The organism is Nocardia brasiliensis IFM 10847, assembly GCF_000710915.1.
Taxonomy (GTDB): domain Bacteria; phylum Actinomycetota; class Actinomycetes; order Mycobacteriales; family Mycobacteriaceae; genus Nocardia; species Nocardia brasiliensis_A.
Window position 1 is genome coordinate 1 of sequence record NZ_BAUA01000035.1, and the last position, 22695, is coordinate 22695.

General features: G+C 70.2%; 18 protein-coding genes. 3 read left to right on the top strand and 15 right to left on the bottom strand.

From position 1 onward, the window contains the following. Positions 1-712: 712 nt before the first annotated feature. The 15 genes from ftsZ to NBRGI_RS06770 form a co-directional block, all read right to left on the bottom strand. Positions 713-1939 (bottom strand): cell division protein FtsZ, encoded by a 1227-nt coding sequence (gene ftsZ / locus NBRGI_RS06700; protein ID WP_029893579.1) that lies wholly within the window; start codon positions 1937-1939, stop codon positions 713-715. A gap of 411 nt (positions 1940-2350) precedes the next feature. Then, positions 2351-3097 (bottom strand): cell division protein FtsQ/DivIB, encoded by a 747-nt coding sequence (locus tag NBRGI_RS06705; protein WP_081877948.1) that lies wholly within the window; start codon positions 3095-3097, stop codon positions 2351-2353. 55 nt (positions 3098-3152) lie between these two features. Then, on the bottom strand, positions 3153-4643 hold the full coding sequence (murC, locus tag NBRGI_RS06710; protein WP_029893583.1) for a UDP-N-acetylmuramate--L-alanine ligase: 1491 nt from the start codon (positions 4641-4643) through the stop codon (positions 3153-3155). Beyond that, positions 4640-5737: an undecaprenyldiphospho-muramoylpentapeptide beta-N-acetylglucosaminyltransferase gene (gene murG / locus NBRGI_RS06715; RefSeq protein WP_029893585.1), complete on the bottom strand. Its 1098-nt coding sequence runs from the start codon at positions 5735-5737 to the stop codon at positions 4640-4642. The genes murC and murG overlap by 4 nt, the downstream gene beginning before the upstream one ends. Further along, positions 5734-7197 carry a putative lipid II flippase FtsW gene (gene ftsW / locus NBRGI_RS06720; RefSeq protein ID WP_029893587.1) on the bottom strand — a complete coding sequence of 488 codons (1464 nt, stop codon included), beginning with the start codon at positions 7195-7197 and terminating at the stop codon, positions 5734-5736. Before ftsW ends, murG begins: the two co-directional genes overlap by 4 nt. 58 nt (positions 7198-7255) lie before the next feature. Then, on the bottom strand, positions 7256-8698 hold the full coding sequence (murD, locus tag NBRGI_RS06725) for a UDP-N-acetylmuramoyl-L-alanine--D-glutamate ligase (RefSeq protein ID WP_029893589.1): 1443 nt from the start codon (positions 8696-8698) through the stop codon (positions 7256-7258). 49 nt (positions 8699-8747) lie between these two features. Next, positions 8748-9824 (bottom strand): phospho-N-acetylmuramoyl-pentapeptide-transferase, encoded by a 1077-nt coding sequence (gene mraY, locus NBRGI_RS06730; protein WP_029893591.1) that lies wholly within the window; start codon positions 9822-9824, stop codon positions 8748-8750. Between the two features lie 156 nt (positions 9825-9980). Further along, positions 9981-11486, bottom strand: coding sequence for a UDP-N-acetylmuramoyl-tripeptide--D-alanyl-D-alanine ligase (locus NBRGI_RS06735; RefSeq protein ID WP_029893593.1), 1506 nt, complete (start codon positions 11484-11486; stop codon positions 9981-9983). After that, the gene (locus NBRGI_RS06740; protein ID WP_029893595.1) at positions 11483-13120 is read right to left on the bottom strand and encodes a UDP-N-acetylmuramoyl-L-alanyl-D-glutamate--2,6-diaminopimelate ligase; all 1638 of its coding nucleotides are present in this window, start codon (positions 13118-13120) and stop codon (positions 11483-11485) included. Before NBRGI_RS06740 ends, NBRGI_RS06735 begins: the two co-directional genes overlap by 4 nt. Before the next feature lie 91 nt (positions 13121-13211). Further along, the gene (locus tag NBRGI_RS06745; RefSeq protein ID WP_370627695.1) at positions 13212-15104 is read right to left on the bottom strand and encodes a peptidoglycan D,D-transpeptidase FtsI family protein; all 1893 of its coding nucleotides are present in this window, start codon (positions 15102-15104) and stop codon (positions 13212-13214) included. Beyond that, entirely contained in the window at positions 15101-15907 is an 807-nt protein-coding gene (locus NBRGI_RS06750; RefSeq protein ID WP_029893599.1) for a hypothetical protein, read from the bottom strand. The genes NBRGI_RS06745 and NBRGI_RS06750 overlap by 4 nt, the downstream gene beginning before the upstream one ends. A 238-nt stretch (positions 15908-16145) precedes the next feature. After that, the gene (gene rsmH, locus NBRGI_RS06755; protein ID WP_051727541.1) at positions 16146-17135 is read right to left on the bottom strand and encodes a 16S rRNA (cytosine(1402)-N(4))-methyltransferase RsmH; all 990 of its coding nucleotides are present in this window, start codon (positions 17133-17135) and stop codon (positions 16146-16148) included. 196 nt (positions 17136-17331) lie between these two features. Next, positions 17332-17763, bottom strand: coding sequence for a division/cell wall cluster transcriptional repressor MraZ (gene mraZ / locus NBRGI_RS06760; protein WP_014983152.1), 432 nt, complete (start codon positions 17761-17763; stop codon positions 17332-17334). Positions 17764-18261: 498 nt separating this feature from the next. Next, positions 18262-18687, bottom strand: coding sequence for a DUF3040 domain-containing protein (locus tag NBRGI_RS06765; RefSeq protein ID WP_029893604.1), 426 nt, complete (start codon positions 18685-18687; stop codon positions 18262-18264). 147 nt (positions 18688-18834) lie between these two features. After that, positions 18835-19275: an SAV_6107 family HEPN domain-containing protein gene (locus NBRGI_RS06770; RefSeq protein WP_036557741.1), complete on the bottom strand. Its 441-nt coding sequence runs from the start codon at positions 19273-19275 to the stop codon at positions 18835-18837. 145 nt (positions 19276-19420) lie between these two features. On the opposite strand from NBRGI_RS06770, the gene NBRGI_RS06775 reads away from it, so the two are divergent. The 3 genes from NBRGI_RS06775 (at position 19421) to NBRGI_RS43495 (ending at position 22645) form a co-directional block, all read left to right on the top strand. After that, complete coding sequence (locus NBRGI_RS06775) at positions 19421-20053, top strand: GNAT family N-acetyltransferase (RefSeq protein WP_029893608.1); 633 nt, start codon at positions 19421-19423, stop codon at positions 20051-20053. A 7-nt stretch (positions 20054-20060) separates the two neighbouring features. After that, entirely contained in the window at positions 20061-21626 is a 1566-nt protein-coding gene (locus tag NBRGI_RS06780; protein ID WP_029893610.1) for a phytoene desaturase family protein, read from the top strand. Between the two features lie 194 nt (positions 21627-21820). Next, entirely contained in the window at positions 21821-22645 is an 825-nt protein-coding gene (locus tag NBRGI_RS43495; protein WP_051727551.1) for a carotenoid biosynthesis protein, read from the top strand. Positions 22646-22695 lie beyond the last annotated feature (50 nt).

Below are 22695 nucleotides of genomic sequence, written 5' to 3' on the forward strand. Positions count from 1 at the left end.
CCGGCGACACCACGCACGAACCACAGCCATGCGCACGTTCCACCGCCACGCGCACGACCACGACCATGCGCACTTTCCACGACCGCGCGCATGAAATTGCCGACGAAAACCTGCGCGGCGCGCGAACACCTGCGCAGCGCGCGAACACCTGCACGGGGCGCGAACACCTGCGCAGCGCGAACACGGACGCGGGGTGCGCACGCCGCTGCGCGGGGCGCGAACACCTGCGCGGAGCGCGAACACGTGCGCAACGCGCACACGGACGCGGGGTGCGCACGCCGCTGCGTGGGGTGCGGACAGTGCACGGCTGGCCACCATCGACTCGGCGGAGACGACGGCTGAGACGGGGCCGTAAAGCACAGAGCGTCCGTGCGCTGCAACAGGGCTGTGCAGGGTACGGACGCTCTGTGGGGTCAGAGGCCGCGCGGGACGCGGGTGGCTCAGGGCCGCGCCGAACGCGGGTGGCTCAGGGCCGCGCCCGACGCGGGTGAGTCAGGGCCGCGCCCGACGCGGGTGAGTCAGGGCCGCGCCCGACGCGGGTGAGTCAGGGCCGCGCCCGACGCGGGTGAGTCAGGGCCGCGCCCGACGCGGGTGAGTCAGGGCCGCGCCCGACGCGGGTGAGTCAGGGCCGCGCGGGACGCGGGTAGAGCAGGGGCGCAGCGGGTGGGTCCGGGCCGCGCGGGACGCGGGTGGGTCAGGGGCGGCGGGTGGGTCAGCGGCGCATGAAGGACGGGACGTCGACGTCGTCGTCGTCATCGTCGGGGGGTTCGATGTGTGCGCGCGGGTTGTTGGCGACCGTGGGTTCGGCCAGCCGGGCGCGTTCGGAGTCGCGGTAGCTCGGCACGGCGCCGCGGGTCGAGGCGCTCGCGCCGGCGGCCGCGGTGTCGGTGCTGCGGGCGGCGACCTCGGTGCTGCGGCTCTGGCCGATCTCGCCGGAACGGGCCGAGCCGATGGTGCTGCGGCCGGTGGTGTCGAAGGTCCGCCGGGCGGGCCCGCCGCCGTCGAAGCCCGCGGCGATCACGGTGACGCGCACCTCGTCGCCGAGCGAATCGTCGATCACCGTGCCGAAGATGATGTTGGCCTCGATATGCGCGGCCTCCTGCACCAGCGAGGCCGCCTCGTTGATCTCGAACAGGCCGAGGTCCGAGCCGCCCGCGATCGACAGCAGCACGCCGTGCGCGCCGTCCATCGACGCCTCGAGCAGCGGCGAATTGATCGCGGACTCGGCCGCTTTCACCGACCGGCCCTCGCCGCGGGCGGAGCCGATGCCCATCAGGGCGCTGCCCGCCCCCGACATCACGCTCTTGACGTCGGCGAAGTCGACGTTGATCAGACCCGGCGTGGTGATCAGGTCGGTGATGCCCTGGACACCGTTGAGCAGCACCTCGTCGGCCGAGCGGAACGCGTCCATCAGGCTGACCGCCGCGTCGCCGAGCTGGAGCAGCCGGTCGTTCGGGATCACGATGAGCGTGTCGCAGGATTCGCGCAGCTGGTTGATGCCGACCTCGGCCTGGTTGCCGCGCCGCTTGCCCTCGAACGAGAACGGGCGGGTGACCACGCCGATGGTCAGCGCGCCGAGCTTGCGGGCGATCTGGGCGACGACCGGCGCACCGCCGGTGCCGGTGCCACCGCCCTCACCCGCCGTCACGAAGACCATGTCGGCGCCCTTGAGCACCTCTTCGATCTCGTCCTTGTGGTCCTCGGCCGCCTTGCGGCCGACCTCGGGGTCGGCGCCGGCCCCGAGACCACGGGTGAGTTCCCGGCCGACGTCGAGCTTGACGTCGGCATCACTCATCAGCAGAGCCTGCGCGTCGGTATTGACCGCGATGAACTCGACACCTTTGAGACCCTGTTCGATCATCCGGTTGACGGCATTCACACCGCCGCCGCCGATACCGACGACCTTGATCACGGCAAGGTAGTTGTGCGGGGGCGTCATGGGCTCTCGCCTTCCTTCGATCTAAAGCCTGTCGTTTTCGGATTCGAGACACTCCGCCGGTTTCGCCTGAGCGGCTGTACTCAGCGAACCGCCGCTCGGGCAAACCCTAAAGCTGAACCATAGGGTTAGCGTTATGTCAAGTATCCGACTGCTGCGGAACGCTATTCGCCGCCGCCGCAAACCGCGCGCAGGCGCGCCGAAACGAGACACAGAATCTTGTGTGATCCCTCTCGTTTCGCCGACCCACACGAAGTATGGTGAACGGTTGCCCCCCGGCGCCCCGCCCGCCGGCCTGTACAAGCGCGGCGGCGTGAGCGCCCGGCCCGAAGGCAGCGGCTCGCAGATCCACGAGGGGACCGCGAGCGCCGCCCGTCGAATACTGCAATTCGACGCGGGCGCAATGGGTATCGATCACTTTACCGTGACCAGATTAGGACTCGAAACATCGAACACCGTTCCGGGGCGGGTCAGCAGCGGCAGTACGACCGCCGACTTGCGCTCGGCGTCGTTCATCCCGCCCCAGAGTACCGTGCGCCCATCCTTCAGATTCAGCGAAATATCTGAAATGGACCGTGCCACAACCTCGTCCACCTGAATGCCCAGCGCAGGCGGCAATGCGGTGAGCACCGCGACCGCGGCCTCGGTGACCGGGTCGTCGCTCGCGGGATGATCGGTGATCAACTTCGGCACCCCGATCGGCGCCGGTTCGATCGCGAATTCCACGCTCTCCGCGTCCAACAGGTGCGCGCCCTGCGGACTCTCGAAAAACAACACCGGAACCCGCTCGACGACGGTCACTTTCACCGTCGACGGAAAAACCCGCTGCACCCGGGCCGTGCGTACCTTGGGAATACCGGCCACCCGCCGCGCGATCTCGGTGGTATCGATGCGCAACATCGAGCGCCCCGACGGAATTTCGAGAAGTTCGCGCACCTGCTGTTCGGGCACCGCGACCGCGCCGTCGATCTTGACGGTGCGCACCGAGAGCACCGGGGTGAACCACGCGACGGCCGCGACGATCGCAAGGACGCACACGCCCAGCAATCCCCACAACCAGAAGCGCCGGACTCCGTCCGCGCCGAACAGCGCACCGGCCGAACGCGCCACGGCGAATCCGCGCCGGGGCGCGCCGTCGCGCCTGCTGCCACGCCTGGCCATCACGACTCCGCTCCGCCGGGCCGCCGGTGCGTGCGCGGCCGCTTCGTCTCGGCGCTCATCGCCCGTACTGGGGCCGCGCCCGTAAACCGTCCAGGATCTGACTGCCCAGCATCGTCACATCACCCGCGCCCATGGTGATCACCACATCGCCGGGCAGCGCGAGCCGCGCGACCTGCTTGCCCACCCGCGACATATCGGGTTGGTAGTGCACGGGTTTGGTGACCGACTGGGCCACCAGTGCGCCGTTCACACCGGGCAGCGGCTTCTCGCGCGCGCCGTACACATCGAGCACCACCACTTCGTCGGCGAGGCTGAGCGCGGTGCCGAACTCCGCGGCGAACGTCGCGGTGCGGCTGTACAGATGCGGCTGGAACACCACGATGACGCGCCCCTGCCGCGACCGAGCACCGTCGCGGGCCTCCTGCTGCACCAGTTCGGCGGCGGCGCCGAGCACCGCGCGCACCTCGGTCGGGTGATGGGCGTAATCGTCGAAGACACGCACGCCGTTCTCCCGGCCCGCGAACTGGAATCGCCGGTGCACACCGCCGAAGCCCTCCAGGCCCTGCACGATCTCGTCCACGTCGGCCCCTGCGGCGCGGGCCGCGAGCAGCGCGGCGAGCGCGTTCAAGGCCATGTGCCTGCCCGGCACCGACAACCGCAGGGTGCGCGGCGCGGCCTCGTCGGCGAGCTGGAACTGGGCGATACCGCCGACGTCGCGCGGCTCCCAGCTGTGCAGTCGCACCCCGACCGGCACCGGCGCGTCGGCGAGTTCGCCGGAGCCGTAACCGAGTACCTGCACGTTCTTCTCGGCCAGGCGCGCGCCGACCCGCTCGGCCAGCGCGAACGAACCGGGATCGTCCAGACAGACGACCAGCAGACCGCCCGCGCTCAAACGGTCGGCGAAATCGTCGAAGACCTGCACGTAGGCCTCGTCGGTGCCGAAGAAGTCCAGGTGATCGGACTCGATGTTGGTGACCACCGCGACGTCCGGCTCGTATTGCAGCAGCGACCCGTCGCTCTCGTCGGCCTCGGCGACGAAGATGTCCCCGGTGCCGTGGTGGGCGTTGGTGCCCGCCTCGTTCAACTCCCCGCCGACCGCGAAGGACGGATCGAAGCCGCAATGCTGTAGCGACACGATGAGCATCGAGGTGGTGGAGGTCTTGCCGTGGGTACCCGACACCAGCAGCGTGCGATGCCCCTGCATCAGCGAGGCGAGCACGGCCGGGCGCAGCAGCACCGGGATCTCGCGCCGATTCGCTTCCACCAGTTCGGGATTGGTCTTCGGGATGGCCGCGTAGGTGGTGACCACCACGGTCGGGCCGCCGGGCAGCAGGTCCAGCGCGCTGGCGTCGTGCCCGATGCGCACCTGCGCGCCGCGTGCCCGCAGCGCGAGCACCCCGCGGCTCTCCTTGGCGTCCGACCCGGACACCGCGCCGCCGCGGGACAACAGGATCCGCGCGATACCGGACATCCCGGCACCGCCGATGCCGACCATGTGCACCCGTTCGAGCGCGGGCGGCAAGGCCGACAGGTCCTCGTCGGTCATCCGGCGACCTCCAGCACGATGCGCGCCACCTCGTCGGCGGCGTCGCGGTGCCCGGCACCGGCGGCGGCACGGCCCATCTCGATCAGCCGTGCGGGGTCCATGAGCAGCGGAATCACCTCGTCGATCACGTATTTCGGCGTCAGCTCCGAATCGGGGACAATTCTGCCACCGCCCTGCCGGACCACCGGTCCGGCGTTGAGCTCCTGCTCACCGTTGCCATGCGGCAGTGGCACGTAGAACGCGGGCAGCCCGACCGCCGACACCTCGGCGACGGTCATCGCGCCCGACCGGCAGACCACCGCGTCGGCGGCGGCGTAGGCGAGGTCCATCCGGGAAAGATACGGCACCGCGACATAGCGCGCCGCACCGTCGCCGGCCGCGACCTCGAGGGTGTTCTTGGGACCGTGCGCGTGCAGCACCGAGATACCGGCCGCGGCCAGCTGCGCCGCGGCGCCGGACACCGCGTCGTTCAGGCTGACCGCGCCCTGCGAGCCACCGAACACCAGCAGCACCGGTCCCTCGGCGGGCAGCCCGAAATGCGCCCTGGCCTCGGCGCGCAACGCGGCACGATCCAGCGTGGTGATGGCCGCGCGCACCGGGATGCCGACGACCTGCGCCCCGGCCAGTCCGGAGTCGGGCACCGCCGCGAGCACGCGGCGCGCGCGCCGGGCGCCGACCTTGTTCGCGATGCCGGCCTTGGCGTTGGCCTCGTGCACCACCACCGGCACCGCGCGCCGGCGGCGCAGCAGCCCCGGCCCGGCGGCCAGGTACGCGGGCAGCGCGACGTAGCCGCCGAACCCGACGATCACATCCGCCTCGACCCGATCGATCACCGCTCGGGCCTGCGCCACCGAGGCACGCACCCGGCCGGGCAATCGCAGCAGATCGGTGGTCGGCTTGCGGGGCAACGGAACCGGCGGGATCAGCTCGAGCGGATAGCCGCGTTCGGGGATCAGGCGGGTTTCCAGGCCGCGTTCGGTACCGAGCGCCGTCACCCGGATCGAATCGTCGAGCCGTCGCAGCGCGTCCGCCACCGCCAGCGCCGGCTCGATGTGGCCCGCCGTGCCGCCGCCGGCGACGATTACCGAGATCACCTAGATCTTCCCCGTTCTCTTGCGTGGTTGACCGGATAGCTGGGTTCCCATGCCCTGGTGGCCCGCAGCGAGCTGGTGCCGCGGCTTTCCGGCGAGCGGCGCCTGCCCGGTTCGCCCTGGCCGCGACGGCCGGGTGGCAACGCCGCCTGTCTGCCCGACCGCGGCGCCTTGCCCCGCTGTGCGGATTTCGCTCTGGCGGCACTGGCCCGGGCCGGCGAGTACACCTCGGGTTTGGGCAGGCGCAGCAGCCTGCTGAATCTACCGTCCTGCCCGGCGTGCAGCGCCGAAACCGCCTCGGGCTCATGCCGGGCGGCGTTGGCGATGATGCCGAACATGAACAGGGTGATCGCCAGCGACGAACCGCCCGCCGACACCAGCGGCAGCTGCAGCCCGGTCACCGGCAGCAGCCCGACCACGTAGCCGATGTTGATCAGGGCCTGGCCGGTGATCCAGGTCGTCGCGGTCGCGGTGAGCAGCCGCAGGAACGGATCCACCGACCGGCTCGCGATGCGCAGCCCGGTGTAGACGAACAGCGCGAAGAGTCCGAGTACCAGGGCACAGCCGAAGAAGCCGAGTTCCTCGCCGATGATGGCGAAGATGAAGTCGTTGTGCGAGTTGGGCAGATAGCTCCACTTGGCCCGGCTCTGCCCGAGACCGCGCCCCCAGATACCACCGTCGGCCAGCGAGTACAGCGCTTGGCGCGCTTGGTAGTTGATGCCCTGCGGGTCGTCACCGGGGTTGAAGAAGGCGCGCATCCGATCGGACCGGTAACCGGCCGAGAGCGCGAGCACCGCGGCGGCGATCAGGCCGGACACCGCGATGGTGACGAACAGGCGCAACGGCAGGCCGCCGAACCACAGCAGCGCCGCGAGCACGATGCCGAGCGCGATGGTGGTGGACAGGTTCGGCTCCACCACCACGAGCAGGCACACCAGCAGACCGGCGGGCACCAGCGGCATCAGGATGTCCTTGAGGGACGCGTGCTCCGACCGCCGCGACGCCAGCAGGTGCGCGCCCCAGACGACCAGCGTGACCTTGACGATCTCCGACGGCTGCACCGAGAAGAACCCGAGATCGATCCAGCGCCGGGCGCCCTGCACCTTGGAACCGATGCCGGGCACCAGCACCAGCACCAGCCCGAGCACCGACACCACGAACAGCGGGAACGACCACTGGCGCAGCCTGCGCAACGGAATCCGCAGCGCCAGATAGAACAGCACGGCACCGATCGCCGCGAACATCGCCTGCTGGATGAACAGCGAATACGCCGAGCCCCCATCGACATACGCCTCGACGCTCGATGCCGAGAGCACCATTACCAGACCCAGCACCGTGAGCAGCGTGGCGATGGTGACCACCAGATGGAAGGACGCGAGCGGCCGCGCGAGCCAGGCCACGAACCGGGCACCGGCGCGCGGGTCGACCCGCCGTGCGGTGTGCGTCTGATCTGCGCCGCTCACGAGCCCTCCACGGTTTCGCCGCGCTGCCGTCTCCGGGGCCGGAGCGCACGGCGCGAGGTCATAGTTGCCGCCCGACGTCACCGTCTTCCAGTGCGTGCACCGACGCCGCGAAACTGCGGCCCCGATGCGTGTAGTCGGTGAACATGTCCAACGACGCCGCGGCGGGGGCGAGCAGCACGGTGTCCCCGCGACGGGCGTACCCGGCCGCGGCCCGTACCGCCCGCGCCATCACGGCGTCGGCCTCATCGGTTCTCGACGCGTCCGCACCCATCCCTGCATCGTCTCCCGCGATCAGCTCGACGACCGGGACCTCGGGCGCGTGTCGCGCCAATGCGGCGGCGAAAACCGGCGCGTCGGCCCCGATCAGCACCACGGCGACCAGCCGGTCGGCGACCTCCTCCACGAGATCCTCGATCTGGGCGCCCTTGAGCTGCCCGCCCGCGAGCCAGACCACCTGCGGGTGCGCCAGGATCGCGGTGCGCGCGGCATGCGGGTTGGTGGCCTTGGAGTCATCGATGAAGTCGACGCCGCCCACCTCGGCGACGAACGCCGAACGGTGCGGGCCGACCTTGTGCTCGATCAGGCCTTCCCGGATGAACTGCGGGGCAACGTCGATGGCGCGGGTCAGCGCGGAGGCCGCGAGCGCGTCCGCGACGCCCGCCGGTCCCGGCGGGCTGATGTCGCCGACCTCGGCCAGGATCGCGGCCTTGGTGAACGCGCGGTCCAGCAGTTTGCCGTCCACCACGCCGAGTTCACCGTCTGCGGGTACGCCGATACGGAAGCCGACGGTCCGGCGCGCCTTGCTGCGCCGGGCCAGCGAGGCCGCCACCGGGTCGTCGAGCCCGACCACGCCGACCCGGCCGAACAGCGCGCGCGCCTTGGCCGCGGCATAGGCGTCGAGGCCGCCGTGCCAATCCAGGTGATCCTCGGCCACATTGAGCACCACGCCCGCCTCCGGGCGCACCGAGGGCGCCCAGTGCAGCTGGAACGAGGACAGCTCGACGGCGAGCACCTGCGGACCGGGGTTGCGCCGCAAGGCATCCAGGATCGGCAGGCCGATATTCCCGCACGCGACGCTGGGGATGCCCGCGGCGCGCAGGATGGCGTGCGTCATCTGCGTGGTGGTGGTCTTGCCGTTGGTCCCGGTGATCACCAGCCACTTGCGCACCGGCCCGTAGATCCTGGCTTGATCCACCCACCAGGCGAATTCGACGTCACCCCAGACCGGCGTGCCCTCGGCGACCGCCGCGGCCAGCACCGGCGAATCGGGCCGCCAGCCCGGACTGGTGATCACCAGCGCGAACCGGCTCCAGTCGGTGGATTCGAGTTCGACGCAGGTGGCGATGTCCAGGCCGAGCCCGGCCGCCTCGGCCAGCGCCGCGGCGCCGCCGTCGGTGACCACCGGGCGCGCCCCGATATCGCGCAGCGGCTCGACCAGCGAGCGCCCCGACACACCCCAGCCCGCGACGAGAACGTCACGGCCACGCAGGAATTCGAGCATGGGCCCTGGTGTACGCAGGGCCCGAGGAGAATGTTCGACCATCGCTAGTTCACCCGACCGCAGAGAGATATTCGCTGTAGAACAACCCGAGTCCGACCGCGGAAGCTATCGCGGCCAATAGCCAGAACCTGATGATCACCGTAGTCTCGGCCCATTTACTGAGTTCGAAGTGATGATGGAACGGCGCCATCTTGAACAACCGGTTGCGCGTGGTGCGGTACACCGCCACCTGCAGCACCACCGACAGCGTCTCGGCGACGAACAGCGCGCCGATCACGATCATCAGCAGTTCGGTGCGGGTGGTGATGGACAGGCCGGCCAGCAGGCCGCCGAGCGCCAGCGAACCGGTGTCGCCCATGAAGATCTTGGCGGGCGCGGCATTCCACCACAGGAAGCCGACGCAGGCCGCGGCGCCCGCGGCGCACACCAGCGCCAGATCGAGCGGGTCGCGCACGTTGTAGCAACCGGTCTCGGGCTTGGTCTCGCACGCGTGGTAGTACTGCCAGAACGTGATCACCACGTAGCCGCCGAGCACCAGGCTCATCGAGCCGGCCGCGAGCCCGTCCAGGCCGTCGGTGAGATTCACCGCGTTGGACCAGGCGACGACGACCAGGCAGACGAACACCAGGAACACGACGACACCCATGGTCACCGTGCTGATGTCGCGCACATAGGAAAGATGCCTGCTGGCCGGCGTGAGCCCGCTCGCCCCGCGGAACTGCAACGCGAGCACGCCGAAGACGACGGCGGAGGTCAACTGCCCGAGATACTTGCCCGCGGCGGTGAGACCGAGATTGCGCTGCTTACGGATCTTGATGAAATCGTCCACGAAACCGACGCCACCCAGCGCGGTGGCCAGGCCGAGCACCAGCAGACCGGACGCCGACGGGCCGTCGGCGTTGTAGCCGATGCCGATCAGGTGCGAACCCAGATAACCGGCCCACATGCCGACGATGATCGCGACACCGCCCATCGTGGGCGTGCCCCGCTTGGCCTGATGGCTGGCCGGGCCGTCGACCCGGATCTCCTGGCCGAAACCCTGCTTGGCGAACATCTTGATCAGCAGTGGGGTCAGCAGAATCGAGACGGCGAGCGCGATCGCCGCCGCGAACAAAATCTGTCTCACGACTCCGCCTCGCTGACGCTCGGCTCCGTCGTAAGACAAATGGTCGCTGCGCCCATGGTTCGCTCGCTACGCTCCCTCACGACTCCGCCTCGCTGACGCTCGGCTCCGTCGTAAGACAAATGGTCGCTGCGCCCATGGTTCGCTCGCTACGCTCCCTCACTCCAACGCCTCCGCCTTGTTGTGGTCGCGCTCGGTGTTGATCAGGTGTTCGGCGACCTCCCAGAGGCCCACCGACTTCGACGCTTTCACGAGCACCACGTCGCCGGGCTCGATTTCGTCGTCGAGCAACGCGATGGCGGCGCCGATGTCGGGCACCAGGATCGACTCCTCACCCCATGAGCCTTCCATCACGGCTCCCTGGTGCATCGCGCGGGACGGCCTTCCGGACCCGACGACGACGAGCCGGTCCACATCCAGGCGCACCGCGAGCCGCCCGATCCGGTCGTGCTCGAGCACGGATTCCTCGCCCAGCTCACCCATTTCGCCGAGCACCGCCCAGCTGCGCCGCGGGGTTTCGCCGGACCGCGACATGGTGACCAGCGCCTTGAGCGCGGCACGCACCGAGTCGGGGTTGGCGTTGTAGGAGTCGTTGACGACGGTGACCCCGTCGGTGGTGGTGCGCACGTCCATGCGCCGGGCCGACGCGGCGTGCGCCCCGGACAGGGCGGCGGCGATCGCATCCAGTTCGGCACCGCATTCCAGGGCGACCGCGGTCGCGGAAAGCGCGTTGCCGACCTGATGTTCGCCGTGCACGGCCAGTCGCACCGGCACACTGCCCGCGGCGGTGTGCAGGGTGAAACCGGCGCGCGCTTCGTCGTCGAGGCGAACGTCGGTGGCCCGGATGTCGGCGCCCTCGGCGAGCCCGACGGTCACCACGCGCGCGGTCGTGCGCGCGGCCATGGCGGCGACCTGCGGGTCGTCGGCGTTGAGCACGGCCAGGCCGGTCGGCGGAAGCGCCTGCACCAGTTCGCCTTTGGTCTTGGCGATGGCCTCGCGGCTGCCGAATTCCCCGAGATGCGCGGTGCCGACGTTGAGCACGACGCCGATCGCCGGCGGCGCGACCTCGGCGAGCGCGGCGATATGTCCCGGCCCGCGGGCCGACAGCTCGAGCACCAGGAACCGGGTCTCGGCGTTGGCGCGCAACGCCGTCCACGGGTGCCCCAGCTCGTTGTTGAACGAACCGGGCGGGGCGACAACGGGACCGAGCGGTGCGAGCACCGCCGCGAGCAGATCCTTGGTGGAGGTCTTGCCGGACGACCCGGTCACCCCGATCACCGTGAGACTGCCTGCCGCGGTGAGGCGTTGCGCGCTCGCGCGCGCCAGGTCGGCCAGCGCGGCCAGCACCGCGGCGCCCGATCCGTCCGAATCACCGCTCAGCGCAACCGAACTCGACGGCACCGAGCCGGGGTTCGGCGCGACCACGATGGCGGGCACTCCCACCGGGCGGGCGGCGAGCACGGCTGTCGCGCCCGCGGCGATCGCCGCGTCCGCGTAGTCGTGGCCGTCCACGCGCTCCCCCGGCAGGGCCAGGAACAGATCGCCGGAACCGATTCGGCGCGAATCGAATTCGACCGAACCGGTCACTCGCACCTCCGGGTCGGGTACGTCGTGCAGCGTGCCGCCCACGACGTCCGCGATCTCCCGCAGTGTCATCTCGATCATGAAACCGTCAAGTCCTCCGCGTCCGCGTGCTGCGGACTTCGCCTGTCCAGTGCCGCCGCGAGCACGTCGCGATCGTCGAAGGGGTACTTCACGCCCTGGATCTCCTGCCCTGTCTCGTGGCCCTTGCCCGCGACCAGCACCACGTCGCCGGGCTGCGCCCAATTCACGGCCGCCGCAATGGCTTCGGCGCGATCACCGAGCTCGAGCACGGTACCGCGCGCGGCTTCGGGCAGTTCCAGCGCACCCGCCCGCAGCGCCGCGCGGATGCTCGCCGGGTCTTCGCTGCGCGGGTTGTCGTCGGTGATGATCAGCAGGTCGGCGTGCGCGCCCACCGCGCCCATCATCGCGCGCTTGCCCGCGTCGCGGTCACCGCCGGCGCCGACCACCACGGCGAGCCGCCCCGGCACGTCGGGCGCGTCGTCCGCGAGATAGCCACGCAGAGTGGCGATCACCGATTCCAGCGCGGCAGGCTTGTGCGCGTAGTCGACGATCGCGAGGAAGTCCTGGCCGCGCTCCACCCGCTGCATCCGGCCCGGCACATCGACGGTCGCCAGCGCGGGCGCGGCCACCGCGGCGTCCACGCCGGCCGCCGCGCAGATCGCCACCGCGAGCAGGCCGTTGGCCACGTTGTAGCGGCCGGGCAGGCGCAGCCGCACATCGACGGCGCCGTTCGGACCGGCCGCGGTGAACTCCTGCTCGCCGCCGTGCGTGCTGATCGCACCGTCGAGCGACCAATCGCTGGCCGCGACGTGCTCCGGCTCGGCGGGCGCGTCCGGACCGGACGCGCGCAGTTCGACGGTGGACACCGTGATCGGCGCGTCGAGTCCGTCCGCGAGCCGCCGCCCCCACTGGTCGTCGACGCAGACCACCGCGGTGCGCGCGGCGATCGGCGAACTCGGCTCGAACAGCCTGCGCTTGGCCGCGAAGTAGTCCTCGAAATCGGCGTGGAAGTCCAAATGGTCCTGCGACAGATTGGTGAACGCGCCCACGGCGAACCGCACGCCGTCCACCCGGCCGAGCGCGAGCGCGTGGCTGGACACCTCCATCACCACCGCGTCCACGCCCTGCTCCACCATCAGCGCGAACATCGCGTGCAGCTGCGGCGCCTCTGGCGTGGTCAACGCGCTCGGCACCCGCCGGCCGCCGATCCGGGTCTCGATGGTGCCGATCAGCGCGGTGGACCAGCCCGCGGCGGCCAAGCCCGCCTCCACCAGGTACGAGGTGGTCGTCTTGCCCGAGGTGCCGGTGATGCCGACGATGCGCAGCCGCTCGCACGGATTGCCGTAGACGGCCGCGGACAATTCGCCGAGCACCGCACGCGGGTTCTCCCGCACCAGCACGGGCACCTCCAGCGGCCCCGCCAGCTCGGCGCCCGCCGCGTCGGTGAACACCGCCACCGCGCCCCGCTCGACCGCGTCCCGGGCGAACCGGGCGCCATGCGCCCGCGCTCCCGGTAACGCGACGAACAGGTCACCGGGCAGGACCGCCCCCGAGCGCTGTTCGATGCCGGTCACAGACACCGCGTCCATCGGCCGCGCGCCGCTCGGCTGTGCCCCGGCGGCGGAGGCCAACGCGGCCAGCGGCGTCACAGGGGGCTGGGCGGGCCGCAACGTACGCGGTTCACCGGACTGCACAGAAATCAGGCTCCTCTCGGCGGCGACGATCGACGTGTCAGGTTACCGGCGACCGATCACAGCGCGACAAGCACGGTCTTTACCGGAGGCATTACCCGGCTTGCAGGACGAACTTCTTGGACGGTTCCGGCGACGGCGGAATGCGGTCGCGCTGCAACGCCCAGGACGCGATGCTGTGGAACAGCGGCGCTGCCGACTGGCCGCCGCTGCCGTCCGAGCTGCGCACCGGATCGTCGAGCATGAGGCCGACGACGTAGCGCGGATTGTCCGCCGGGGCGATGCCGGCGAAGGTGATGTAGTAGCTGTCGCTGGAATAGCAGTGGCAGCGCGGGTCGGTTTTCTGCGCCGTGCCGGTCTTGCCCGCGATCTGGTAGCCCTCCACCGCCGCCGACGCGCCGGTGCCGTTCTGGTTGGCGTTCATCGGGTCACGCTGGGTCACGGCCTGGAACATGGTGCGCAGCGTGGCCGCGGTCTGCGGACTCACCACCCGGATGCCGTCGGGCTGCGGCTCGTCGCTGCGCTTGCCGTCCGGCCCGATCTTGGCCTTGACGATGCGCGGCGGAATCCGCACGCCGTCGTTCGCGATCGTCTGGTACATGCCGGTCATCTGCAGCGTGGTCATCGAAAGTCCCTGCCCGATGGGCAGGTTCGCGAAGGTGCCGCCGGACCACTGGTCCCGGGCGGGCACCCGCCCGCTGCTCTCGCCGGGCAGGCCGACACCGGTGCGCTGGCCGAGGCCGAACCGGCTGAGCATGTCCGCGTACCGGTCTTCGCCCACCCGCTGGGCCAGCATCAGCGTGCCCACGTTGGACGAGCGGCCGAAGATGCCGGTGGTGGTGTACGGCGCGACACCGTGCTCCCACGCGTCGTTGACGGTGACACCGGCCATCCGGATGCTGCCCGGAACCTGGTGCACCTCATCGGGAGTCGTCAACCCGTACTCGATCGAGGCGGCCGCGGTGACGATCTTGTTCACCGAGCCGGGCTCGAACGGGGCAGTGACCGAGGGATTGCTCATCCCGGCCGAATCCCAGGTGGAGGCGGGCAGTTGCGGATTGAAGGTGTTGTCGTTGGCCATGGCCAGCACCTGACCCGTCCTGGCGTCGAGCACCACCGCGGAGGCGCCCTGCGCGCCGGACATGTCCCTGGCCTGCTGCACCTGCTGCTGCACGTAGTACTGCAGATCCGAGTCGATGGTCAGCTCGACGCCGTTGCCGTTCACGGCATTCTGCTCGTCGCGCCAGCTGCCCGGAATGACCGCGCCGTCGGAACCGCGATCGTAGGTGTGCGATCCGTCGGTGCCGGCGAGCACCGAGTCCAGCGACGATTCGAGGCCGATCTGCCCGTGCCCGTCCCAGCCGGTGGCGCCGATCACGTTGGCCGCCAACGACCCACCGGGATACTCGCGGGGGTACTGCGCGTCCGCGCCCACCTCGGGGAACTGGGTGCGGATATCCGCGGCGATTCGCGGGTCCACACCGCGCGCCAGGTACACGAAATTCTCGTCACTGCGCAGCTTGGCCAGCAGGTCCGCCTCCGACGGCCCGGCCTTGCCGAGCTTCTCGTGCACCGTCTTGGCGATCGCCTTCAACCGCTCGTCCGGATCAGGAGCCTTGTCGCTCTTGGCTTTCGCGTCCGCCAGCTGCTTACGCACCGGAACCGGCCGGAAGCTCAGCTGTTTCGCCGCGACGGTGAAGGCGAGCGATTTGCCGTTGCGATCGGTGATCGGGCCGCGCACCGCGTAATCGAGTTCATGCATGACGCGCTGATTCGACGCCTGCGCGGAAAGGCCTGGGGCCTTGATGGTTTGGATCTGCAAGAGCTGCAACGCCACCACCCCGAGGGCGAGCAGCATCGCGATCCGACCGGCCCCGAGGCGTCGGCGCAGCGGCCCGCTCTTGCCGGGCCGGGCGGGCCGGGACCGGGCGGTCCGGGCCGGACCAGGCCCGCGGCGCTGACGCGGTGCGGGCCTGGTCTGCGTCACCGTTGGCCTCCGTCACCCGGAAGTACTTGCGGCTGCGGGCTTTCCAGCAGTGCTTGAGCGGGATCAACAGGCTGGTGCGGCGTTTCGGCCTGCGGCGCGGCCTCGCCCTGCGGCGCGGCCGGTACCGGCGACGGCGGCACCGGGCTGGCGGGCACGGGGCTCACCGGCGCGGCGTTGGCCTGAATGTTGGTGCCGGGAACCGGAAGTGGGGCAGCCGCGGGCGGCGTGGTCGTCACCGGCACCACCCGCTCACCACGCGCCTGGGCGTTGTCCGCGGGCGGCGGCACCGGCGCGGAGGGCGACACGTTCAACGGGGGCACCGGCGGCCCCTCGGCCGGCGTGGGCTTGCCGATCACGGTCACGGTACCGTCCGGGGCGACCACGAGGCGGGCCGGATCCTTGGCCGGGATCATGCCGAGCTCGCGGGCGCGCGCGGCCAGCTCGGGCGCGGAATCCGCGCCCTCCACCTCGCGCTGCAGGGCCGCACGCTCGTCGGCCAGGCGCTTGTTGGTGGCTCGGATGTCGCCGAGCTGGTAGCTGTCCTCGGCGGCCCGGGTGGTCAGCAGCAGCGTCAAGGCCAGGCCGCAGCCCAGCAGCGCGATGATCGCCACCACGAACGGAATGCGCGTGGCCATGACCGAACCCTGCCGCCGTGGCAGATCGGGTGCGTCCGAACGGCTTTCGGCGCGCGTGCGGCGCCGTGCATAGGCCCGCTGCGCGGCGCCCGACTTCACCCGCTCGGACTCGTGCGCCCGGCGCGCGATGCGCCCCGGCGTCTGGACGGTCCGCGTCCGAATACTCATGTTCCAGTCCCCTCGAGAGTCTGTGCGGGACGTCCGGCCTCCCTTGTCCAGGCCCCGCACCCGGTCCGCCGGAAGTCGACAGCGGCTGCGTGTCTCTCCCGACCTCCTGCGATCGATGCGGGACGGACCCGCATCGGCTCAGCCGAAGGAGCGCACGCTTGAGCGTGTCTCGATCGGCCACGTGTCCATGTGGGCCATCCGCGCTCGGCCACGAGGGCGAGCGCCACGGGTACGCGTCTCATCCCCGCTCCTGGATTCGCTCAGCGGCGCGCATCCGAACCGGAGCGGCGCGCGGGTTCTCCTCGATCTCCGCCTCGGTCGCCTTCTCGGCGCCACGGGTCAGCATCCGGAATTCCGGTCCCATGCCCGGCAATTCGACGGGCAGGTCCACCGGGGTCCGGGAGGCCGCGCGCGGCGCGAACTCCTGCTTGACCACCTTGTCTTCCAGCGACTGATACGACATGACGACAATCCGCCCGCCCACCCGCAGCGCGTCCAGGGCCGCGGGCAACGCGGCGCGCAGCGAATCGAGTTCGCTGTTCACCTCGACCCGCAACGCCTGGAAGGTGCGTTTGGCCGGGTGCCCGCCGGTGCGCCGGGTCGCGGCGGGGATCGTCGCGTAGAGCAGTTCGACCAGCTCGGCGCTGGTGGTGAACGGCTTCTGCTGACGACGGCGCAGCACCTCGGAGGCGATCTTGCCCGCGAAGCGTTCCTCCCCATAGGTTTTCAGCACCCGGGCCAGGTCGCCGTGGCTGTAGGTGTTGAGCACATCGGCGGCGGTCGGGCCGGTGGTCGGGTCCATCCGCATGTCCAGCGGCGCATCGATCGAATACGCGAAACCGCGGTCGGCCTCATCGAGCTGCATCGACGACACGCCCAGGTCCATCAGGATGCCGGAGACCGAGCCGACGGCGCTCAGCCCCGCCTCGCTCAGCGCGTCGGCGATGCCGTCATATCGGGTGTGCACCAACGTGATTCGGTCGGCGAACGGCGCGAGCCGGTCACCGGCCAGTTTCAGCGCCGTGGTGTCACGATCCAGCCCCACCAGCCGCAGACCCGGGTAGGTGCGCAGGAAATGTTCGGCGTGCCCGCCTAATCCGAGAGTCGCGTCGAGGTAGACGGCACCCGGCTCGGTGAGTGCGGGACCGAGCAACGCATCGGCGCGGCCGAGCAGAACGGGAATATGGCGAGGCTCACGCGGGTCGTCCAGGTGCTGTCCATGGTTCACCTCGACCTCCCGGGATCTGCCTCGCTTCGTCGCGCACCGCGCACGGGTCGCCTTGTTCCGCAATGCTTTTGCATAAGAAACCGTTGCCGGAGACGAATGCCCCGTGGTCTCTGACCGAGCCGCGGCACCTGGCGTCGGGGAAGTACGTCAGGGTCCGCGTCCGGGCAGAGGCCGCGCGGCACTCGTTCGCTCGGGGCTAGAAGATTCCGCCCAGCGACTCGTCTCTCGCTTGCGAGAAGTCCTCCTCGTGCTCGGCGAGGTAGGAGTCCCACGCCTGCTTGTCCCATATTTCGAGGAAATCGACCGAACCGATCACCACGCAATCCCGTTGCAGGTTCGCGTAGCGACGATGTTCGGCCGACAACACGATCCGGCCCTGCGCGTCCGGACGCTGTTCGTCCGTACCGGCCGCGAGTGCCCGGACGAACGCGCGGGCCTGCGGGTTACTCCGAGACGCCGCCGCGGCTCGCCGGGCGAGCGCGGTGAACTCTTCTCTGGGGTACACGGCAAGGCTGTGGTCTTGACCCTTCGTGACCATCAACCCTCCCGCCAGATCGTCTCGAAATTTCGCAGGCAACGTGAGTCGCCCCTTGTCGTCCAAGCGAGGTGTGTAGGTACCGAGAAACAACTCGATACCTCCCTAGTCGATCACCTCGATGGTCGGCCTTTCCTGTGGTGCGCGCTCCACATTACCCCACTTTCCCCCACTTTCAATCGAAACCGCCGGTGATCTGGCTCCCCGCCCAGACGATTCCGCAGGTCATCCCAGCTATCACCCAGGTGGAGAACTTTTTGCGTGTTCTGCCGACACGCACGGTCCGCCTGGACAAACGCCCGGAAACACCCAGCAAACACTCCAGGTGGGGTCCGGCTCGGCCGATGATGGGTGATGTGGAGGAACCGCGTGGGGCGGTGTGGGGAATCTTGGTGGGGCGAGGTGGGGGATCTTGGTGGGGCGAGGTGGGGATCTCGATGGAACAGTGGGAGACCCCATGGACGCGAGACGGCGACGCCGCACCTCGTCGGTGCGGCGTCGCCGTCTGTGCTGAAGTTGTCAGGCCACGAGCAAGCCGTTCGTCGCGGTGGGTGCGAACCGCATGACCCGCACCGAACCCGCCGGCGAGCGCTACTCCTGCTCGAACCGGCGCCGGAAGCGATCTTCCATGCGCTCGGAGAAGCCGCCCGACTTTCGTTGGCGGCTACGCCCGCTCGGTCCGCTGCTCGGACCACCGGGAGCGGCGTCGCCGCCGGACCGATTGTCCTTGGTGATGCCCTTGGATCCGCCGAGCAGCAGGAGCACGCCGGCGGCGAACATCACGATGAATCCGACCAGACTGATGATCGGAAAGCCGCCCGGCTTCACTGGAGCAGCGATGCCGGCGACGAGTAGAAACAGACCAAGGACGAACAGGGCTGCGGCCTGGAGTCTGCGACGACTCGAGGTCGAGCGAAGGCGTCCGCCGCGGACGGACGACGCGAACTTCGGATCCTCAGCATAGAGCGCGCTCTCGATCTGTTCGAGCATGCGCTGCTCGTGCTCGGAGAGTGGCACGGTACCTCCCCCGGCACTAGGCGTGGCTGTCGCCTCCGGGTAGGCGACAGATAGCCGACCTTGGCGGCTATCTGTCACCAATGATACGAGTTCGATCAGGGGCGTACCACCTAGTCGACCATAACTATGCGGTCGTGCCGCCTGTCACTATCCGGTCAAGCCGCCCGTCCAGCCCGGCGCAGGTCGCAAACGGGCTGATGCGGACAGCAGATCTTCCACGTCGTGCAGGAATGCGCCTACCCGCGAAGAGAACTCGTCGGCCTCGTCGTTGTCGACATCACGATCGAGTCCGGCCTCCAGCGCGGCGCGCAACTCCGAGCGCGAGCTGAAGTAATCGGCCCACATCGTGAACTCGGGCGCGGCGCCCTGCATGAGCACCCACGCGTTGCGCGAACGCGCCCGCGGCGCGTTGTCCGCTCCGGTGAGCGCGATCACCGCGCCCGCGCCCCGCAGCGCGGCGAGATAGGCGGTGCGGAATCGTTCCCGCGGGTCTCGCTCCCCCGCGGCCTGCATGAGCAGGCCATCCGCTCGCTTCAGGAGCTTGCCCGCACGACCGGGCTGCCCCGGATGTTCGATCCGACCAGACATCTCCGGAGTCCCTTCACGACCTGAGCACCTGGAGCCAACACAGCCTTGGTGTGACCGAACAGGTATTCGAACGTTTGAATTGAGATTGAATATAGAGACGCCCACCGACAAACTTCCGCGCCTGCGCTGTGGACCGACGAGAGTTATGACCGCCGTCAAGCCCAATCACACTCCCGCACCCGTCGTCGTCGACCTCTCCGTCGCGACCCTGCGCTCCCGGCTGCACGATGCGCTGGCGGTGTACGTCGCGGCGATGGACTATCCGCGCGGTACCGAACACCATCGCGCACCCATGTGGACCGAGCACACCACCCGGGCCGGGTGGCAGGCGGTCGCCGCGGTGGTCCCGGAGGATTCGGGCGAGGTCGACCTACGTTCGGCGCCCATCGTGGCGATCGCCTACGGCTACCGGGGCGCGGCGCACCAGTGGTGGCACCAGCAGGTGCACAGCGGGATGCGGCGCTCCGGCTGGCCGGAACACTCTGCGCGCGAGCTCCTTTCGGACTACTTCGAGCTGACCGAGCTGCACGTGCACCCCACCGCCCAGGGTCGCGGCATCGGCGCCATCCTGCTCGAACGGCTGCTGCGCGACCGCCCCGAACAAGCGGTGCTGCTGTCCACACCCGAGGTGGACGGGGAGGACAACCGGGCCTGGCGGCTGTATCGGCGCCAGGGATTCGGCGACGTGGTGCGGAATTTCGTGTTCGCGGGCGACAATCGGCCCTTCGCCATCCTCGGCCGGCGGTTGCCGCTCTACGGGACGACCGAGCAGCCGTGAGGGTCACGTGACGGTCATCGTCGTAGGTTCCGGCCACAACGCACTGGTCGCCGCCTGCTACCTGGCGCGCGCCGGGCACGCGGTCGAGGTGCTCGAACGCGACGACGTGCTCGGCGGCGCGGTGTCGACGGTCGAGCGGTTCCCCGGCCATCTGGTCGACCGCGGGTCCTCCGCTCACATCATGATCCGGCACACCGGGATCATCGAAGAACTCGAGCTGGCCGACTTCGGGCTGCGCTACATCGACTGTGATCCATGGGGTTTCACCCCGGCGGTCGGCGACCACGCGCCCCTGGTCTTCCACCGCGATCTCGACGCCACCTGCGCGTCCATCGCCGCGGCCTGCGGCGATCGCGAGGCCGCGGCGTACCGGCGTTTCGTCGAGGTGTGGGGTCCGCGCAGCGCCCGGGTGATGCGTGCGTTCCGCGGCGGGCCGACACCGGGCCGGCTGGTGCGCTCGTTCTGGGGGCTGGACGCGAAGAACGGCGGCAGCGCCCTCTCCCGCGAATTCCTGCAGTCCGGTGATGCCTTGCTGGACAGCTACTTCGACGACGAGCGACTCAAGGCGTCGCTGGCCTGGTTCGGCGCCCAGTCCGGGCCGCCGATGTCGGAACCCGGCACCGCGCCGATGGTGGGGTTCGCCGCGCTGATGCACACGCTGCCGCCCGGGCGCGCGGTCGGCGGCAGCGGCGCACTGGCCGCGGCGCTGATCGCGCGGCTGCGCGCGGACGGCGGCGTGGTGACGGCGGGCGACGCGGTGACCAGTCTGCGCCGCGCAGGCAACGGCTGGCGGGTGCGCACCGCCGCGGGCCGAGACCTGCACGCCGACAAGGTGATCGCGGGCACCCACGTGCTGACCACGCTGGACCTGTTGCGCGACGGCGGATTCGACGCGGCGGTGCTCGCGCAGTGGCGGCGGCGCATCCGGGTCGGCCCCGGCATCGGCATGGTGGTGCGGGCGGCCACCAGCGGGTTGCCGCACTACCCCGGCAGCTCCCCCGACGAATCGGCCCGGGGCCTGCAATTTCTCGTCTCCGATCGCAGGCAGCTCCGGCTCGCGCACGGCGCGGCCACCGCCGGTGACCTGCCGCCGCGCCCGGTGGTGCTGGCGATGAGCTTCAGCGCGCTGGACCCGAGCATCGCGCCCCCCGGCGAACATCAGCTCTCGCTGTGGGCGCAATGGCATCCCTACCGGCTGGCCGACGGCAGCGTGTGGGCCGCGCACGCGGAACGCGAGGCGGATCGGATCATCGCCGAAGTCGACTCCTACGCACCGGGTTTCGCCGGCTCGGTGCTGCGTCGCCACGTGCAGACGCCGGTCGATCTGGAGCGGGAGATGGGTCTGCTCGGCGGCAACGTGATGCACGTGGAGATGTCGCTGGATCAGATGATGCTGTGGCGGCCGCTGCCGGAACTGTCCGGGCAGCGGGTGCCCGGAGCGCCCGGTCTGTATCTCACCGGCGCCTCCACCCACCCGGGCGGCGGGGTCTCCGGTGCGAGTGGTCGCAGTGCGGCGGAGTTGCTACTGCGCGATCAGCGGCGCAGCCGATTCGCGCTGCCGCGCAAGCGATGAGCGGGTTGTCCGAGGCGGGCCAGGCGATGAGCGGGCCGCCGACACGGGTTCCGGTCGTCCCACCCGAGGTGTCCCGGAATCCCGGCGCGACATCGCAAGCACAGTCGCCGGACGAGGCACTCGGCACCGAAATCGCACGGGCGGGCGATCTCTGGTGGACGGCACGGTTCTCGGTGCCTGCCGCGTGCGCCGTGATGCTGGTGCTCGCACAGATCTGTTATCCGCTGACCTCGGGGATCGGTCGCGACCGGATCACCGTGGTCGTCGTACTGCTCTCGGCGGGTACGGCGTTGGCGCATGCCACGGCGACGCGCGGGCTCCGGTTCGCGCTCGGGTTCGCGGTGATCGTGTCGGGGCTCGGCCTGCTGGCCGAGATTTTCGGCACGGCAACGGGTTTGCCGTTCGGGTGGTACGAATACGCGACGGATCGGCTCGGACCCGCGCTGAGCGGGGTACCGCTGGTGGTCGCGCTGGCCTGGACCGGCGGGCTGTATCCGGTGTGGGTGGTGGCGGGATTGCTGACGCACCGGGCGACGGCACGCATCGGGCTCACCGCGATCGGCGCGGTGGGATGGGACCTGTTCCTCGACCCGCAGATGGTCGCCGACGGGCAGTGGACCTGGCGCGACACAGACTCCGGCTTGCCCGGACTCGCCCAGATTCCGTACACGAATTACCTCGGCTGGTTCGCGGTGGCGCTGGTGATGGGTGCGCTGCTCGCGGTCTGGGATCGGGCCGCGCCCGCGTCTGCGGGACTGGACAAACTGTCAGCAGGCCTGGACAGGAACCGGCGCAGATCGGCCACCGAGGCCGGCGTGCTGGTGCCCGTGCTGGTGTTCCTGTGGACCTGGCTCGGGTCCGCGCTCGCGCACGCGGTATTCCTCGGACTGCCGTTCTCGGCCGGCTACGGCGGACTCGGACTGGGCGTTCTCGGCGTAGCACTCCTGCGCCGGCTGCGCCGCGACACCGGTCCGCACCGGGAAATCCGGCGCTCACGCGCTGCCCGCACAGCCCGATGAACCTCGTTCCGCCCGTCGCGTGGGCATCTGGACGAACGGCCTGGCACGAT